Genomic DNA, 17,456 nt, shown 5'->3' on the forward strand with positions numbered 1-17,456 from the left:
GCAATTGTTCTGTGCAAACTGAAAAGCCGCTTTTACGAGGCGCCGGAAAGTTAAGAAACCCATGCTTTTTTACCAGCATGGGTTTTTGTGTGGGAAAATCAGCTGAACCTCCTGCAAAGGGCCTTTATTCGGCTTCGGACCTTTTAGACAACGGTTAAACTGACCGGAGTTTTGGTGAGGGTGACGGCTCCGTCTTCGGTAAGCAGAACGTCGTCCTCGATTCTTACGCCAATTTTACCTGGAATATAAATGCCAGGCTCAATTGTAAACGTCATGCCCGGTTTTAACAGGTCGTTATTATTTGCGTGCATAGACGGCAGTTCATGAACATCGATTCCGATTCCGTGTCCGATCCGGTGAGGGAAGTACTCGCCGTAGCCTGCTTCTTCGATGACCGAGCGGGCTGTGTGATCAAGCCTGCCGATTGTTTCGCCGGGAGCCGCAGCGCTCAGAGAGGTTTGCAGTGCGCGGAGGACTGTTTCATAGACGCGGCGGCTTTCTTCATCAGGTTCCCCGAAAAAGACGGTCCGTGTAATGTCGGAGGCGTACCCTTTCCACATCACTCCAAGGTCAAACAGAACGCTGGATCCTTTTTGAAGCGGGGTGCTCCCTGGAACACCGTGCGGGTCGCCTCCGTTCCCGCCGAACAATACCATCGGCTGAAAGGACATTTCCCGGACGCCCTTTTTTTTCAAGGCGTATTCAATGGCGGCCACGACTTCGACCTCCGTGATCCCTTCCTTCAATGCTGCAATTCCAGCTGCAATCCCCTGATCAGCGAGAGCCGCCGCCTCTTTCATATACGATTGCTCCTCAGCTGACTTGATGAGACGACTTCCGGTCAGAAGCCCATCTGCTTCAACCAGCTGTGAATCCGGCGCAATACGCTGCCATTCCTTCAGCCTGCTCCAGGAAATTCCGCTTTCAAGCGCAATGGTCTGCATCGCGATCTGTTTTTTAGATAGATACTGCTGCAGCTTTTCCCACGGATTTTCGGTGTCACTGTAGCCGATGATGGGAGCATCGATTATTTTTTTAATCTGATTGATTTCCATAGCAGGACAGATAACGAGCGGGTCTGCCTCTGCAAACAGCAGCACGGCGAGAAGCCGTTCATGCGGATCGGCATCAAAACCGCTTATGTAAAATACGTTCGGTCTGGACTGGGCCATGAGTACGTCGATTTTTTCTTCTCTCATTTTCTGTTGTAGCGTTTCTGCTCGTGTCAACTGTAATCACTCCTTTATGGGATCTGCACTCAGTTTAGCATAAAGGAGGTGCTCGTAAGGGGAGAGAAGCTGTTTAAGGATTTCAATGCATATTAAAGGAACTGAACGGGTACGGGATAGAGGAAAATATAAAGGAGGAGCGATCGCAGATGAAAGTATCTTATCATGGACATTCCGTTGTAAAAATTGAAACGAACGGCACGAACATTCTCATTGATCCGTTTATTACCGGTAACGGGCAAACCGACCTGGAAGCGGACAATACGAAGGCTGACGTTATTCTGCTCACCCACGGTCACAACGATCACGTAGGAGATACGGTTGATATTGCCAAACGAAACGATGCCCTCGTAGTAGCGCCGTTCGAGCTGGCGACCTACCTTGGCTTTCAGGGTGTTAATGCACATCCGATGCACATCGGCGGCAGTCATGAATTTGCGTTTGGCACAGTGAAGCTGACGCAGGCGTTCCACGGTTCTGCGTATACAGAAGAAGAAAACCAGCGCATCGTGTATACAGGTATGCCGGCAGGGATTTTATTTTCGGCTGAGGGTAAGACCATCTATCATGCCGGAGATACCGGACTCTTTTCAGATTTAAAGCTGATTGGAGAGCGTAACCGTATTGATCTCGCCTTTTTGCCGATCGGCGATAACTTTACGATGGGACCGGAAGATGCTGCAACAGCGGCTGAATGGATTCAGGCCTCTCATGTCGTTCCGGTTCACTACGATACGTTCGACGTAATTAAACAGGATCCACAAGCATTCGTTGATCTCCTGTCTGTGAAAGGAAGCGTCATGAAAGCAGGAGATTCTCTCGATCTTTAAGTTAAAGAAGCACTCTAAACAGGAGCAGCCCGGCGATTGTTTCGCCGGGCTGCTCCTTCATAGTATGCACGTTACGGATACAGCTCGTTTCCAGATTCCATAAAGATCATGACTTCTTCATTATAGGCATTGGCGATGGAGATGCTGTTGCCTTCGTCGGCAGCGTTATTGTACTCTTCTTCCAGCAGAGGATAGAGCTCCTCCCATATTACACTCCGTTCGATGTGATCACGGTCGAACTCAAGAAAGAACTCTTCGGGACTCATATCAAGCGCTTCAGCCATGCCTTGCACAGAAGCGGGCATGTTACCTTCATAAAGATCCATGTTATACAAGGCGTGGCTTTCGACCATTTCCTCTGTGACTTCCACCTCATAGGCAATCATGGCATATTCGCGCCATAAAGTTTCAAACTCACTTCGCTCATGGGCAAACAGCAGAATGTCTTCCGGTGACCAGGATTCATTGTATTCATAGCGTTGAATGTAATAGCGAATAAACCAGCGTTCTAGCTGCGCATCAAGCCGTTGAGAAGGTGCGGCAGTTTCTGCAAACAGGTCAAGCGCTTCGTTGGTCATACGTTCATAGTGCCCGGCAGTAAAACTGACTTCCTGATCGCCAAAAATAAGCTCTACCGTGCCATCTTCTTCAGCAGGTACAGCCTCCGGCGACTCATTGGTGCATGCTGCGGCCAGTAAAAGCAGCAAAAGAGCTGTCAGGATTCTCATAACGTTTCACCCATTTCTGTTCAGACACTATTTTCCCACTCTTCTTATACCCTGAACAATGAGAAAAATATCGTTAATTGTCAAATATAGTGTGAAAATAGTGAGAAGAGTTTAAGAACGGGATGTGCAGGCATCAGAAAGCGTCCGAAATCACTCGTGCAGATGTTGGCAACGCTCCAGCAAAGTCATTCAGCAAATTGCTGCCATTCTTCTCCTGCTCTGCCTTGAACTCCCGCTCCGGGGAACGTATACTTGTAGTAGTACAGAGTTAATCATAAGATGTAAACAGTTTTGAAATAAAGGATGTGCGCCTGCGATGACAAAGCACGAACAGATACTACAGTTTATACGATCGCTGGAAGTAGGCAATAAAATTTCGGTCCGCCATATCGCAAAGGAGCTTCACGTCAGTGAAGGAACCGCGTACCGTGCGATTAAAGATGCTGAAAATCAAGGGATGGTAAGCACGATTGAACGTGTGGGCACGATTCGGATTGAGAAAAAGCAAAAAGAAAACATTGAGAAGCTGACGTATGCAGAAGTCGTCAATATTGTCGAAGGAACGGTTCTCGGGGGCCGTAACGGACTTTATAAAACGCTGAACAAGTTCGTGATCGGAGCGATGAAGGCAGAAGCGATGATGCGCTACGTGGAGGCAGGAAACCTGCTGATTGTCGGCAACCGGGATAAAGTACATCATATGGCACTGGAGGCTGGCTCGGCAGTGCTTGTAACCGGCGGATTTGACACGGCGGAGGAAACGAAGCAGCTGGCAGACAGGCTGAACCTCCCGGTGATATCGACGAGCTATGACACGTTTACCGTAGCGACGATGATCAACCGCGCTATTTATGACCAGCTGATCAAAAAAGAAATTATCGCCGTCGAGGATATTTTGATTCCGCTTGAGAAAACCGATCATCTGACGCTGCATCATACAGTGGAAAAATATCAGAACCTGAATAATCAGACCGGCCACAGCAGGTATCCTGTCATTGACGAAAATGGAAAGCTCCAAGGCATTGTAACGGCAAAAGATATTATGGGAACAAGTCCGTTCACAGATATTGAAAAAGTGATGACGAAGCAGCCGATAACGGTGACGAGGCAGACATCAGTCGCTTCTGCTGCGCACATGATGGTATGGGAAGGGATTGAAATGCTTCCTGTGATCACTTCATCCAAGCAGCTGCTTGGAATTATCAGCCGGCAGGACGTGTTAAAAGCGCTGCAGATGATACAGCGTCAGCCGCACGTTGGTGATACGATCGAAGATTTAGTTACGCGCCACCTGGAGGACGTGTCTGATAGCCGGACAACGTTGTATAAGCTTGAAGTGACGCCGCAGATGACGAACCATCTCGGAACGATTTCCTACGGTGTTATTACAACGATCGTGACGGAGGCATCCAGCCGGGTGCTTCGTAAATATAAAAAAGGCGACCTTGTCGTCGAGAATATGACCGTTTTTTTCATGAAGCCGGTGCAGATTGATGCCAAAATTGAAATCAGGCCGCGCGTGCTGGAAGTTGGCCGTAAATTCGGAAAGGTCGACGTCGAACTGTATCACAATGAGCAGATAGTCGGCAAAGCCATGCTGATGGCACAGCTGCTTGATCGTTAGACGTCATGAAAAAACCTCCATGACGTGTTGTCATGGAGGAGCTTTCAGGCTGTCTGCTGCTTTTCTTCTTTCGCAAGCGGACTGAAGTGACGGTGCTGACGGGAGCCGAAATAAATGTTTGCTGCTCCAAGCGCGGTGAAAATAAGGCCGATTACGGCAGCTGTAGTCGTCTGATAATTGATATACGCGTTAACACCGAAAGACAAAACAAAGATACCGAGTGAAATAGACGCTTTCGCACCGTATAACTGGCGCTGGGCCGGCCCGTAGCCTCGTGACTGAAAAACTTTGAAATATACGAACGCGATCAGAGAAAAAACGATCACCATCGGAAAAATAATCATGATGCATACTCCTTTACATACTTATAGCCTTCGTTCATTGTACCGGAGCACAAGGGAGGGCGCAACAAACAACGGGAGGGAATCCAGTGACAAAACAAGTAATTTTTAATATTTGGGATACGATTGAAAAAGCAGAACGAATTATCATTCACCGGCACGTCCGGCCGGACCCGGACGCGGTCGGCTCCCAGGCCGGCCTTGGTGAACTGATAAGGGAAACATTTCCGGATAAAACCGTGAAGCTCGCCGGAGAAGAAGAGCAGTCGCTTACATTTCTTTCCGGCATGGATAAGCTGGAGGCAGAGGACTATCGGAACGCACTCGTCATCGTAACGGATACAGCTAACCAAGCGAGGATTGACGGTGACATTCCGGAATCAGATACGCTGATTAAAATCGATCACCATCCGGAAGTGGATCCTTACGGTGACATTCAGTGGGTGAATACGAAAGCAAGCTCCACCTGCGAAATGATTCACAGGCTTGCAGCCGTAACTGGTATTAAAGTGACAGCGCGTGCAGCAAGACTTTTGTTTGCAGGAATGTCAGCAGATACCGGAAGATTTCGGTTTTCCAATACAACGCCCGAAACGTTCAGAGCAGCAGCTTCGCTGAGTGAGCATCCGTTTGACCGGCATTCTTTGTACAATGAAATGGATGTGACAACACTGCCGATGCTTCGCCTGCAGGGGTATGTCCTGCAGGAGGTGGAGGTGACGGATGAAGGGGCCGCCAAAGTTTATCTCACGCGTGAACGAATGGAAACATTTGGCGTCACATCGAAGCAGGCAGCGTCAATTGTAAACTGCTTCTCCAATCTGGAGGGACTCAGGGCGTGGGTGTTTTTTGTGGAAGAGGAAGATCAGATTCGTATGCGCATCCGCTCAAAAGGACCGGAGATCAATAAGCTGGCCGAAAAGTACCGCGGCGGCGGACATCCGATGGCCTCGGGAGCAAGTGCATTCAGCTGGGAAGAAACAGATTCCTTTTTTGAAAAACTGCGTCACGTATGCCGTGACAGCGAAGCGACCAATCAGACATAAGCGACTGCTTCAGCAGGCACCGGAGACTTGACTCCAGGTGCCTGTTTTTTTCAGGAGACCCTCTGCTGCGGAAGTGAGGTTAACGAGGCATCAGGCGAACGCTTGCAAATCGATTTCCGGACGAGCAGAATAGAATAAGAATCTATCGGGTGATTACTTCTGTCGAAAAGAACAAATGTTCGTGTATACTGAAAGCAACCAAGGCCGTTTTAAACGGGGAAAGGAGAAAGAACATGACGTTTCCTCATCTTCACGTACATAGTGAATACAGTCTGCTGGAATCGGCGGCACGAATCCATGATTTGGTTAGGAAAGCAGCTGCGATGCATATACCGGCACTCGCTTTAACGGATAAAAATGCGATGTACGGCGTTCCGGCATTTGCTGAAGCCTGCGATAAAGCAGGGATCCGTCCGATCATCGGTGCAGAATTGGATTATGTAAACGATGCAAGTCTGATTGTGCTCGCGAAAACAGCGCGGGGGTACCGCGGACTCGTCCGGCTCGTCAGCCGGGTTCAGCTCTCAGCTAAACCGCTTGATTATGCAGATCTGGAAACAATTGAAGAGTGTGTGATCATTCAGCCGCTGCATGAAGGGCCTGTTCCGTCTCTTCTTGCCGAAGGAAAAACAGAGGCAGCGACCGAACTGCAGCGCCGCTTTCATGACCTCCCAAGTGACGTATATATTGAAGTGCGTAATCATTATACGAAAGCAGACAGGCAGATGCTGCTCGAGCTGAGAAAATGGCTTCAGAGCTGCCCGGCTGCGATTATTGCAAGCAACCACGTACACGCCGTGGAACGGGAGGAAACAGACGTGCTCCCTGTGCTTCAAGCCGTTAAGCAAGGATCGCTGCTGTCTGAAACAGAGCCGGCACCAGGGTTTGAGGAAGGCTATCTCAAATCCCGCACGGAAATGGAAGAAGCCATGAAGGGCTGGGAGCATGCATTGACAGCAGCTGAAGAAATCGTCAGTGAATTTGCGGATAGTCCGGTGCCGGAACCGGAACAGCACCTGCCTGCCTATCCGTCTGATATTCCGGCGGATAAGCTCCTTAAGCAATGGTGTACCGAAGCACTTGACAGATTGTATGCAGAGCGCAGACAGGAAGCAGAAACAAGGCTTGACTATGAGTTAGCCGTCATCTCGGAGATGGGATTTTCTGATTATTTTTTAATCACTGCTGATTTTATGCGCTTTGCCAGAGATAACGCTATCCGTACCGGTCCCGGGCGTGGATCGGCTGCCGGGTCGCTGACCGCTTATCTGCTGCGGATCACCGATGTCGATCCCCTGGGCTACAACCTGCTTTTCGAACGATTTTTAAATCCTGACCGGGTTACGATGCCTGATATTGATATTGACTTTGCGGATTCCGATCGCGACAGGGTTATTCAGTACGTAGCAGAAAAATACGGCAGAGAGCACGTTGCACAGATTGTTACATTTGGCACGTTTGCAGCTAAAGCAGCCCTGCGGGATTCCGGCAAGGCATTGGGTGTTGATCCGTATGCGATTGACCGCGCCGCAAAGCTTGTGCCTGCCAAACCGGGGGTTACGCTGGCCGAAGCCTTTCAGCAGAAGCAGCTGCAGGCGATGCAGGAAGAGAACAGCCGCTGGTTTCACGTTGCTGTCCGGATGGAAGGACTGCCTCGTCATACATCGGTGCATGCAGCCGGCATCGTCATGAGCCGGGAACCGCTGACAGAGCTTGTGCCGCTGATGCAGGGACACGACGGACTCGTGCTGACCCAGTATCCGATGGGCGATCTGGAACGGATGGGCCTGTTAAAAATGGACTTTCTCGGACTGCGCAACTTGACCTTGCTCGACCGGCTGGAGGAGCTGTCCGGGCTTTCTGCCTCAGACGCACCGCTTGACGATCGGGCCGTTTATGAGCTGCTGAGCCGCGGAGATACGTCGGGTATCTTTCAGCTTGAATCAGAAGGAATGCAGCGGGTTTTGAAAAAACTGAAGCCGACAAGCTTTGAGGACATTGTAGCTGTAAATGCCCTCTACCGGCCAGGTCCGATGAAATACATCCCGGACTACATCGATGGAAAGTACGGGCGCAAGCAGATCCACTATATTCATTCCGATTTGGAGCCCGTGCTGAAGCAGACGTACGGGGTGATTATTTACCAGGAACAGATTATGCAGATCGCCTCGATCATGGCAGGATATTCGATGGGGGAGGCAGACCTGCTGCGTCGGGCTGTGAGCAAGAAAAAACGGGAGGACCTGGAAGAAGGGCGCAAAGGCTTTTTGAAAGGTGCGCGTGAAAAAGGCTACAAAGACGCTGAGGCAGAGGCTGTTTATGATTTGATCGTCCGCTTCGCTGACTACGGCTTTAACCGCAGTCACGCTGTAGCCTACAGCTTTATCGCTTATCAGCTTGCCTACATGAAAGCGAGGGCACCGGAGGCGTTCTATACCGCGCTCATGGAAAGCGTCACCCATGACAAGGAGAAACTCGCCTTCCTCATTCATGAAGCGAAGCGGGCCGGGATCCGGGTGCTCCCGCCCTCCGTTCAGCAAGGCGGTGCTGCGTTTCGTATGGAAAACGGTGCTGTCAGACTCGGACTGCACGTGCTGCGTCATGTGAACGCACGCGCTGCACTGTCTGTTGAAGAAGCAAGAAAACAAGGGCCGTTTGAAAACTTGTTTGACCTTTGCGCACGTGTTCCCGTTATCCACCGGCAGCGACGCTTTTTTGAAGCGCTGATCGGAGGTGGGGCACTCGATGATTTCGGCAAAAACAAAGCGGTGCTCCTTGCAACTCTTGATGATGCCCTGCATTACGCCGAGCAGGAAGACAAGACGGCTGAACGAGGAGAAGCGTTGTTTGCCGATGAGGAAATCGACACTTCTTACAGAGAAGCAAAGCCGATGCCGCGCACGCAGGAGCTGCAGCTTGAAAAAGAGATGGTGGGCTGCTATATCAGCGGGCATCCCCTTGAAGAAGCGGCGGAACTGCTGGACAAGTACGGAAGAACGGTCAGTGCAGAAGCGGTCCAGCTAAAGCATAAAACGCCGGTCCGGATGGCGGGAATCGTGATGTCCATCAGACAAATTCAGACAAAAAAAGGAAAACAGATGGCCTTTATGGAATTAGAAGATGAGACGGGAACAATCGATGTGACCGTTTTTCCGGAAGCCTACAGCAGCTGCCAGCTCAAGCTTCAAAAACAGGAAAAACTGTTTATTGAGGCTGTGATAGAGGAATATGAGGGAACGAGAAAGGCGATTTTGAAAAAATGCATCCTCATTGATGAGCTGATGGACAGGCAGAAAGCGCATGAGAAAGAAACGTTGTATTTGTATATTACACCGGAAGCAGAGCGCAGGAGCCTCGACAGGGTGAAGGAACTGCTCGAGGACACCCCGGGCAGTATTCCGGTCGTGCTGAAATACGGGGCAGCCGGAGAGATCGTCCGCCTGTCTGAAATGTGGAACGTGAAGCCGGATGAGCGTCTGGTGGACCGCCTCGGTGCCCTGCTTGGAAAAAAACATGTCTTTCTGAAAAGACCGAGGGTGTAACGTACTGGAGAATCTGCTATAATTAGTGATGGCTCATGGTGGTCAGACCACCTGGAATTGGATCTTGATACAGAGGAGAGTGGCGACTGTGCCTACATTGAGAGAAGAAGCACTGCATATGCACCGCGTGAAAAAAGGGAAAATCGAAACAACTCCGAAAGTGCCGGTACGAAATGCCGGCGACCTTTCACTGGCTTATTCCCCGGGAGTGGCGGAGCCTTGTAAAGCGATTTTTGACGATCCTCAAAGTGTATATGACTATACGGTAAAAGGAAATATGGTAGCAGTCGTATCCGACGGAACGGCTGTGCTCGGTCTCGGGAATATCGGACCGGAGGCGGCAATGCCCGTTATGGAGGGAAAGGCAGTCCTGTTTAAATCGTTTGCAGGAGTCGATGCGTTTCCAATTTGTCTCGATACAAACGATGTGGATGAAATTGTGCGCACGGTTAAGCTGATGCAGCCGACTTTTGGCGGCGTTAACCTGGAGGACATCGCAGCACCGCGCTGCTTTGAAATCGAGGAGCGCCTGAAGCGGGAAATGAATATTCCGGTCTTTCATGACGATCAGCATGGAACAGCGATTGTGACAGCGGCAGGACTTGTGAATGCACTGAAAATCAGCGGCAAAGCAATGAAAGAGATCCGCGTTGTAATCAACGGCGCCGGAGCAGCCGGTATTGCGATTATGAAGCTGCTTCAGAGCATGGGCTGCAAGGATATTATTCTGTGTGATTCCAAAGGTGCGATCTATGAAGGGCGTCCTTACGGCATGAATGATCTGAAGCACGAAATTGCTCAGGTAACTAACAGCCAGCACCTCGACGGCAAGCTGGGTGAAGTGATTGCAGACAGCGACGTATTTGTCGGCGTATCTGTCGAAGGAGCACTGACAAAAGAAATGGTGGAAAGCATGAACGCGGACCCGATTATTTTCGCTATGGCAAATCCGGTGCCGGAAATTATGCCGGAGGAAGCGAAGGAAGCCGGTGCAAGCGTGATCGGTACCGGGCGGTCTGACTTTCCGAATCAGGTTAACAACGTTCTGGCATTCCCTGGTATTTTCCGGGGTGCACTCGACGTCAATGCGACGCATATCAACGAAGAAATGAAAGTAGCAGCAGTTAAGGCGATTGCCGATCTCGTAGCTGACTCCGAACGGCACGCAGATTATGTCATTCCTGCTCCGTTTGATAAGCGGGTGGCCCCGGCAGTAGCGAAGGCTGTCGCTCAGGCAGCGATGGAAACCGGCGTGGCAAGGCGCCAGGTCGATGCGGAAGAAGTAGCGGAGAAAACCCGCCGCCTGACGATGATTGAGCACGATGCCTGATCACCTGCTGAAGCTGTCCCCGTTCCGGCGGACAGCTTCTTCGCCATTTAAGGGAAGGAGGCTGGCAGTTTGACAGCAGGATCGAAAGTTTACGTTCGTATACTGGAACATATTGAAACGATGATTATGCAGGGAAATCTTGAGGCCGGAGACCGGCTGCCTTCCGAGCGTGAGCTTGCAGAACGGCTTCAGGTAGGGCGTTCGTCTGTAAGAGAAGCGTTCCGCGCACTTGAACTGCTCGATCTGATCGAGACGAGAAAAGGAGAAGGAACCTTTCTCCGTCAGGCCGGAAGTCATCGTCTCGCCGAAATTCTTGCCGGCTTCTTTTTAAAGGATGCAAAAGCCCGTCAGGATCTTGCCGAAACGAGGCGGATTCTGGAAGTAGAAGCAGTGAAGCTTGGCTGTGAGCGGGCAGAGCCTGAAGAGCTTGATGAACTTCAGAAGCTCGTGTATTCCTCGATAGAAATGTCGCAGGAAGGGTATTTTATTGACGAAGACATACAGTTTCATAAGTCACTCGTCGCATTAAGTAAAAACAGGCTCCTGCTCAACATTTGGCGCCCGCTGGTGGAATACAGCCGGGAGGCGTTAAAGCAGTCGCTTTCCAGAGAAGGACGGACGGTTCACGCCTGGGAGGAACATCGCGAAATTCTGGACGCAGTACGTGAAAAAGACAGCAGCCGGGCAGCTGATGCACTGAACCGGCATTTAAGTAACAGCCGGTTTTAACCGGGTATGAGGAGGAATCAATATGATACGAGATTTGTTTTCAAAAAAAGGCCGTAAAGCAAAAGTGCCGTCCAAAAAAGGCAAAAATGATGTACCGGAAGGGATCATGGCGAAATGCCCGGAATGCCGGTCCATTTCTTACATAAAAGAACTGCGCAAAAACGATATGGTATGCGACCAGTGCGGCTATCATCATCGTCTGACGGCGGGAGAGCGACTTCACTGCACAATCGACGAAGGCTCGTTTGAAGAATTTGATGCCGGCATGATTGCAAAAGATCCGCTCGGCTTCCCTGAATATAAAGAGAAATCACAAAAAGACCGGGATAATTCCGGGCTTAATGAGGCGATCGTAACCGGCCGCGCAAAAATTGAAGGCAGAACGGTTATCATCGGCGTCATGGACGCTGGATTCCGCATGGGTTCTATGGGGTCTGTCGTCGGTGAAAAAATCGTGCGTGCCTGTGATCAGGCTGTTGAAGAAGGCGTTCCGCTGCTGTTGTTTGCTGCTTCCGGCGGGGCACGCATGCAGGAGGGTGTTGTCAGTCTGATGCAGATGGCGAAGACGAGCACAGCCCTTCAGCGCCTGGCTGAGGCGGGACTGCCGTTTATAAGTATTATGACGCATCCTACAACTGGTGGAGTTTCTGCAAGCTTTGCTTCATTAGGAGACATCAATCTGGCAGAACCGGGAGCACTGATCGGCTTTGCCGGACGGCGAATCATTGAACAGACGATCCGCCAGAAGCTGCCGGACGATTTCCAGACAGCTGAATTTCTGCTCGAGCACGGGCAGCTGGACAAAGTCGTCCACCGCCACGATATGCGGGGAACGCTGAGCCTTCTGCTCGCCGTTCATAAACCAGCAGGAAAGGAGCGTGGCTGATATGGCTGAGCACCTGTCATTTGAAAAGCCGATTATTGAACTGCGTGCAAAAATAACCGAACTGAAGCAATTTACAGCTGAAAAAGAAATTGATTTAAGCGGGGAAATCGAGAAGCTTGAAAAACGTCTGGAGCAGTTGGAAGAAGATATTTATGGGAACATGAAGCCATGGGACCGTGTCCAGCTGGCACGTCACTCGCAGCGCCCGACTACGCTCGACTATATTAACCAGCTCTTTACAAGCTTTATGGAGCTTCACGGAGACAGGCTGCACGGTGATGATGCGGCGATCGTCGGTGGTGTTGCCATGTTTGAAAACAAGCCGGTAACGGTAATAGGCCACCAGCGGGGAAAAGATACGAAGGAAAATATCAGGCGCAATTTCGGTATGCCGCATCCGGAAGGCTATCGTAAAGCACTCCGGCTGATGAAGCAGGCCGAAAAGTTCAATCGTCCCGTCGTATGCTTCATTGATACAAAAGGAGCTTATCCCGGTATGGCGGCTGAAGAACGCGGACAGAGTGAAGCAATCGCCCGAAATCTGCTGGAAATGGCCGGTCTCAAGACACCTGTTATCTGTATCGTTATAGGTGAAGGCGGAAGCGGGGGGGCACTCGCGCTTGGAATCGGTGACCGGCTTTACATGCTGGAGAACTCTACGTATTCCGTCATATCGCCGGAAGGAGCTGCGGCACTGCTCTGGAAGGATGCAGGGCAGGCTAAACGGGCAGCAGAGACGATGAAAATCACTGCTCCGGATTTGTATGAGCTTGGTATTATCGACAGCGTGATCCCGGAAGTGCGCGGAGGGGCGCACCGTGATTTACACGCACAAGCGGAATCGATCCGCAGGGTGCTGGGGGAAAGCCTTCAGGAATTGCAGAATCTGGATAAAGACGCGCTGATCCGGCAGAGACATGAAAAATTTAATCGCATCGGAGAGTTTGCCGATGTAAACGATGCCATTACTGAAGAATAGGGATTTATGTCGAAACCCCGCTGTGATGCAGGCTCCAGTCGTCGTCTGATGTCTATTGTGTTTGAAAATCGAAAATGGTATTTTTAACTCATGCAACGAATATGATGCTTAAGGACGAGGTGAATGCAGTCGATGAAACGTATTGGAGTATTGACCAGCGGCGGGGACTCACCCGGCATGAATGCCGCGATCCGCGCGGTGGTACGAAAAGCGATTTATCACAACCTGGAAGTATTCGGAATTTACTACGGCTTCCAGGGACTGATTAATGGAGATATTGAAAAACTTGAGCTCGGGTCTGTCGGGGATATTATCCACCGAGGCGGAACGAAGCTGTACACAGCACGCTGTGAAGAGTTCAAGACAAAAGAAGGTCAGCTTAAAGGAATCGAGCAGCTGAAAAAATTCGGGATCGAAGCTCTCGTCGTTATTGGCGGAGACGGTTCGTTTCAAGGTGCAAAAAAGCTTGCGGAGCACGGTTTCCCAACGATTGGTGTACCAGGGACGATCGACAACGACATCCCCGGAACAGACTTTACAATCGGTTTTGATACGGCACTGAATACGGTTATTGATGCTGTCGATAAAATCCGCGATACCGCTACTTCCCATGAACGTACGTATGTGGTGGAAGTAATGGGACGCGATGCCGGTGATCTGGCTCTTTGGGCGGGACTTGCAGACGGTGCCGAAACGATTATGATTCCAGAAGTGAACGAAAACATGGAAGAGATTGTAAAGCGCCTGAAGCGCGGTCATGACCGCGGAAAGAAGCACAGCATCATCCTTGTAGCAGAGGGAGTCGGATCCGGTGTGGATATCGGCCGTCAGATTAAAGAAGCAACCGATCTGGAAACGCGTGTCACGGTTCTCGGACACATCCAGCGCGGCGGTTCACCGACGGCGCAGGACCGGGTGCTCGCAAGCCGCCTGGCAGCGAAAGCAGTAGAGCTTCTGCTCGTTGGAGAAGCAGGTCAGATGGTAGGAATTGAAGACAATAAGCTTGTTTATCATCCAATTGACGATGCGCTTGCCAAGAAGAAGACGCTCGATCAGGAAATGTACCAGCTTTCGAAGGAACTTTCTATTTAAACGAACACGGTGCCAAGCACCCGGCTGGGACGCCTTCAGGGCGGTCCTGGCTTTTGTATGGGCAGCCCCCACAATCGAAGGAGGAACAAACGTATGCGTAAAACAAAGATTGTATGTACGATCGGACCGGCCAGTGAATCAAAGGAAAAGCTTGCTGAACTGATTGATTCAGGTATGAACGTAGCTCGTCTTAACTTTTCACACGGTGATTTTGAGGAGCACGGTGCCCGTATTGAAAACATCCGTGAAGCTGCCAAAGCTGCAGGAACGGACACTGCTATTCTTCTTGATACGAAAGGACCGGAAATCCGTACCCAGACAATCGAGGGCGGATCGGTTGAACTGGAAAAAGGCCAGACGCTGCGCGTTTCCATGGAAGAAGTAACGGGGAACAACGAAGTTATTTCCATTACGTATCCGGGACTTGTCAACGACGTGCACACCGGCTCAAAGCTGCTGCTTGATGACGGGCTCATCGAGCTGCTCGTCACAGAAGTAAAGGAAACAGAGCTTATTACCGAAGTGCTGAACAGCGGCGAACTGAAGAACAAAAAAGGCGTAAACGTTCCAAACGTAAGCGTGAACCTGCCTGGTATTACAGAAAAAGATGCAGCGGATATCGAATTCGGTATCGAGCAGGACGTTGATTTTATTGCAGCTTCATTCGTCCGTCGTGCATCTGACGTACTGGAGATCCGGGAGCTGCTTGAAAAGCATCATGCCGAGCACATTCAGATTATCCCAAAGATCGAAAACCAGGAAGGCGTCGACAACATTGAAGAAATTCTGGAAGTATCCGACGGGCTGATGGTTGCCCGGGGAGATCTCGGTGTGGAAATTCCGTCTGAAGAAGTTCCGCTCGTTCAGAAAGATCTGATCAAACGCTGCAACCGGCTCGGTAAGCCGGTTATCACGGCGACACAAATGCTGGACTCCATGCAGCGCAACCCGCGTCCGACGCGTGCGGAAGCATCCGACGTGTTTAACGCGATCCTCGATGGAACAGATGCGATCATGCTTTCCGGTGAAACGGCAGCAGGTCTGTATCCGGTTGAGTCCGTGCAGACGATGCAGAACATCGCCCTTCGTGCAGAAACAGCGATGAAGCATGAAGATGCGCTCCGCCGCATTACGAAGGAAAGTGACCGCACGATTACAGAGGCGATCAGCCAGTCAGTGGCCCATACAGCGCTGAACCTGGAAGCTTCTGCTATCCTGACTGCTACGCAAAGCGGTCATACGGCACGCATGATATCCAAGTATCGTCCGGAATCGGTTATCATTGCTGTAACGAGCAGTGCACGAGTCAGCCGGGCACTGTCACTCGTCTGGGGTGTTCACAGCCAGATCGGTCAGCCCGTCAGCTCAACGGATGAAATGCTGCAGCTTTCTGTTGATGAAGCACTTAAATCCGGTCACGTGAAAAACGGTGATCTTGTTGTAATTACGGCAGGTGTACCGGTAGGCGAGCAGGGCACAACGAACCTGCTTAAAGTGCACGTCATCGGTGAAGTAGTTGCTCAAGGCCAAGGAATCGGGCGTAAAGTGACGAAAGGAGCCGTTATTGTCGCAGATACAGCCGAGGAAGCGATCAGCAAAATGAAGCAGGGAGATATCCTTGTAACCAACGTTACAGACCGTGACATGATGGAAGCATTTGAGAAAGCGGCAGCCGTGATTACAGAACAGGGCGGCCTGACGTCGCATGCGGCTGTAGTCGGCCTCAACCTTGGTATACCGGTAGTCGTCGGAGTGGAAAATGCACGCGCTTCTTTCCGTGACGGAGACGAAGTTACCGTAGATGGCACGCAAGGAAAGATTTACAAAGGCTCTGCGAGTATTCTATAATAGAGACAGCGAGCAGGTTATTCAGACGTGAAAAAGAGCTTGGCTCTTTTTCATGTCTTTTTTCAAAGAGTGGCTCGTAGGAAAGGAAGGAATCGCTGTGAAGAAACTTCTGCTGTTACTGCTGATTGTCGTACCAACGCTTGAAATGATCGTGATTTTGCTGTCATGGAACTTCATCGGCTTGTTTTGGACGATCATATTGATTATTCTGACCGGGGTGCTTGGTGTGTGGCTTGCCAGAAGAGAAGGACTGCAAGCAATCCGAAAAGCACAGCTCCGATCTTCACAGGGGCAGATACCAGGCAGTGAAATTCTGGACGGGGTTTGTATCCTGATCAGCGGTATCCTACTTCTTACGCCAGGTTTTATAACCGATACTCTTGGTTTTTTACTGCTCATTCCGCAGACCCGCGAAATGTTTAAAGCACTGCTTCAGCGTATGTATGAGCGCATGATCCAGGCCGGAAATGTTTATGTTGTCAATACTCAGAACGGCAGACGATAGCTGCTGAAACCGCCTCGAAGGCGGTTTTTTTCTGGGCAGAGAAAGGGGAATCTACGATGAATCAGGCGCTGATTTTTATGCTGCTGCTGTTAGCAGTCGGCTTTTTTGCCCGTAACGTGACGCTCATGACGGCAGTAGCCGTCCTCCTCATCCTGTATTACGGAGGTATGTCAGGAAGCGTGCTTCCGTTTTTGCAGGAAAGAGGCATTCAGATCGGAGTGACGATTATTACAATCGCTGTCCTCGTACCTATTGTGACAGGCGAGATAGGACTTCAGGACTTACGGGAGGCGATGGGCTCATCCTATGCCTGGATTGCCTTAGTCTCAGGTGTGTTTGTCGCTGTTATTGCATCGAACGGAATTGACCTGCTGCAAAGCGACCCTCATATCACGACGGCGCTCGTATTTGGTACGATTCTTGCGGTCGCCCTGTTTGGAGGCGTCGCCGTTGGACCGGTCATCGGTGCAGGAATTGCTTATCTGGCGATGCGGGCTGTTCAGTTTTTCTCCGGATTGATCGGTTGAGCCGGGGATCTGTATTTATACACATTGAGGTATAATCGTGCAATTGTGAGCCGGAACAGGAAACGTTCTGCACCGTCTTCTAAACGGAAGGCTACTGCGACGGTTGTCGAAAACTGTATGAATCTTCTTGTCGATTTCAGAACTTTTCGATTCACAAAAATACGAAAAATGGTATAATAGGAATCGTGACACTGCCAAATACATAGAAGAAATGGTTTGG

General features: G+C 50.5%; 15 protein-coding genes. 12 read left to right on the forward strand and 3 right to left on the reverse strand.

What is annotated here, in order from left to right:
• Positions 1-143 precede the first annotated feature (143 nt).
• On the reverse strand, positions 144-1,229 hold the full coding sequence (locus HCN83_RS05340) for a M24 family metallopeptidase (protein WP_168005290.1): 1,086 nt from the start codon (positions 1,227-1,229) through the stop codon (positions 144-146).
• A gap of 149 nt (positions 1,230-1,378) precedes the next feature.
• On the opposite strand from HCN83_RS05340, the gene HCN83_RS05345 reads away from it, so the two are divergent.
• On the forward strand, positions 1,379-2,059 hold the full coding sequence (locus HCN83_RS05345; RefSeq protein WP_168005291.1) for a metal-dependent hydrolase: 681 nt from the start codon (positions 1,379-1,381) through the stop codon (positions 2,057-2,059).
• Between the two features lie 71 nt (positions 2,060-2,130).
• Here HCN83_RS05345 and HCN83_RS05350 read toward each other — a convergent pair whose 3' ends face one another.
• Entirely contained in the window at positions 2,131-2,787 is a 657-nt protein-coding gene (locus HCN83_RS05350) for a hypothetical protein (RefSeq protein WP_168005292.1), read from the reverse strand.
• A 316-nt stretch (positions 2,788-3,103) separates the two neighbouring features.
• Between HCN83_RS05350 and HCN83_RS05355 the strand changes: the two genes are divergently transcribed.
• A complete protein-coding gene (locus HCN83_RS05355; protein ID WP_168005293.1) occupies positions 3,104-4,411 on the forward strand; it encodes a DRTGG domain-containing protein in 1,308 nt (435 codons plus the stop codon).
• Between the two features lie 44 nt (positions 4,412-4,455).
• Here HCN83_RS05355 and HCN83_RS05360 read toward each other — a convergent pair whose 3' ends face one another.
• Positions 4,456-4,755, reverse strand: a complete 300-nt coding sequence (locus HCN83_RS05360; RefSeq protein WP_168005294.1) for a YtpI family protein — start codon at positions 4,753-4,755, stop codon at positions 4,456-4,458.
• A gap of 86 nt (positions 4,756-4,841) precedes the next feature.
• On the opposite strand from HCN83_RS05360, the gene HCN83_RS05365 reads away from it, so the two are divergent.
• The 10 genes from HCN83_RS05365 (at position 4,842) to HCN83_RS05410 (ending at position 17,236) form a co-directional block, all read left to right on the forward strand.
• Complete coding sequence (locus tag HCN83_RS05365) at positions 4,842-5,798, forward strand: bifunctional oligoribonuclease/PAP phosphatase NrnA (protein ID WP_343033658.1); 957 nt, start codon at positions 4,842-4,844, stop codon at positions 5,796-5,798.
• 233 nt (positions 5,799-6,031) lie between these two features.
• Positions 6,032-9,340, forward strand: coding sequence for a DNA polymerase III subunit alpha (dnaE, locus tag HCN83_RS05370; RefSeq protein ID WP_168005295.1), 3,309 nt, complete (start codon positions 6,032-6,034; stop codon positions 9,338-9,340).
• Positions 9,341-9,458: 118 nt separating this feature from the next.
• Positions 9,459-10,670, forward strand: coding sequence for an NAD(P)-dependent malic enzyme (locus HCN83_RS05375; protein ID WP_246238103.1), 1,212 nt, complete (start codon positions 9,459-9,461; stop codon positions 10,668-10,670).
• A gap of 69 nt (positions 10,671-10,739) precedes the next feature.
• A complete protein-coding gene (locus HCN83_RS05380) occupies positions 10,740-11,399 on the forward strand; it encodes a FadR/GntR family transcriptional regulator (RefSeq protein ID WP_168005297.1) in 660 nt (219 codons plus the stop codon).
• 22 nt (positions 11,400-11,421) lie between these two features.
• Positions 11,422-12,285: an acetyl-CoA carboxylase, carboxyltransferase subunit beta gene (gene accD / locus HCN83_RS05385; protein ID WP_168005298.1), complete on the forward strand. Its 864-nt coding sequence runs from the start codon at positions 11,422-11,424 to the stop codon at positions 12,283-12,285.
• Between the two features lies 1 nt (position 12,286).
• Positions 12,287-13,264, forward strand: a complete 978-nt coding sequence (locus tag HCN83_RS05390; RefSeq protein ID WP_168005299.1) for an acetyl-CoA carboxylase carboxyltransferase subunit alpha — start codon at positions 12,287-12,289, stop codon at positions 13,262-13,264.
• 132 nt (positions 13,265-13,396) lie between these two features.
• Positions 13,397-14,356: a 6-phosphofructokinase gene (gene pfkA / locus HCN83_RS05395; RefSeq protein WP_168005300.1), complete on the forward strand. Its 960-nt coding sequence runs from the start codon at positions 13,397-13,399 to the stop codon at positions 14,354-14,356.
• A 93-nt stretch (positions 14,357-14,449) separates the two neighbouring features.
• Positions 14,450-16,204 carry a pyruvate kinase gene (pyk, locus tag HCN83_RS05400; protein ID WP_168005301.1) on the forward strand — a complete coding sequence of 585 codons (1,755 nt, stop codon included), beginning with the start codon at positions 14,450-14,452 and terminating at the stop codon, positions 16,202-16,204.
• A 97-nt stretch (positions 16,205-16,301) separates the two neighbouring features.
• Complete coding sequence (locus HCN83_RS05405; RefSeq protein ID WP_168005302.1) at positions 16,302-16,709, forward strand: FxsA family protein; 408 nt, start codon at positions 16,302-16,304, stop codon at positions 16,707-16,709.
• 56 nt (positions 16,710-16,765) lie between these two features.
• The gene (locus tag HCN83_RS05410) at positions 16,766-17,236 is read left to right on the forward strand and encodes a DUF441 domain-containing protein (RefSeq protein WP_168005303.1); all 471 of its coding nucleotides are present in this window, start codon (positions 16,766-16,768) and stop codon (positions 17,234-17,236) included.
• Positions 17,237-17,456 lie beyond the last annotated feature (220 nt).

The organism is Alkalicoccus luteus (assembly GCF_012034335.1).
GTDB lineage: Bacteria > Bacillota > Bacilli > Bacillales > Salisediminibacteriaceae > Alkalicoccus > Alkalicoccus luteus_A.

What these genes read in the sequence shown, in the direction of transcription:
- HCN83_RS05355 (WP_168005293.1), top strand. Translation starts at nt 3,104, where the DNA reads ATGACAAAGCACGAACAGATACTACAGTTTATACGATCGCTGGAAGTA.
- pfkA (WP_168005300.1), top strand. Translation starts at nt 13,397, where the DNA reads ATGAAACGTATTGGAGTATTGACCAGCGGCGGGGACTCACCCGGCATG.
- accD (WP_168005298.1), top strand. Translation starts at nt 11,422, where the DNA reads ATGATACGAGATTTGTTTTCAAAAAAAGGCCGTAAAGCAAAAGTGCCG.
- dnaE (WP_168005295.1), top strand. Translation starts at nt 6,032, where the DNA reads ATGACGTTTCCTCATCTTCACGTACATAGTGAATACAGTCTGCTGGAA.
- pyk (WP_168005301.1), top strand. Translation starts at nt 14,450, where the DNA reads ATGCGTAAAACAAAGATTGTATGTACGATCGGACCGGCCAGTGAATCA.
- HCN83_RS05360 (WP_168005294.1), bottom strand. Translation starts at nt 4,755, where the DNA reads ATGATTATTTTTCCGATGGTGATCGTTTTTTCTCTGATCGCGTTCGTA.
- HCN83_RS05410 (WP_168005303.1), top strand. Translation starts at nt 16,766, where the DNA reads ATGAATCAGGCGCTGATTTTTATGCTGCTGCTGTTAGCAGTCGGCTTT.
- HCN83_RS05345 (WP_168005291.1), top strand. Translation starts at nt 1,379, where the DNA reads ATGAAAGTATCTTATCATGGACATTCCGTTGTAAAAATTGAAACGAAC.
- HCN83_RS05375 (WP_246238103.1), top strand. Translation starts at nt 9,459, where the DNA reads ATGCACCGCGTGAAAAAAGGGAAAATCGAAACAACTCCGAAAGTGCCG.
- HCN83_RS05390 (WP_168005299.1), top strand. Translation starts at nt 12,287, where the DNA reads ATGGCTGAGCACCTGTCATTTGAAAAGCCGATTATTGAACTGCGTGCA.
- HCN83_RS05350 (WP_168005292.1), bottom strand. Translation starts at nt 2,787, where the DNA reads ATGAGAATCCTGACAGCTCTTTTGCTGCTTTTACTGGCCGCAGCATGC.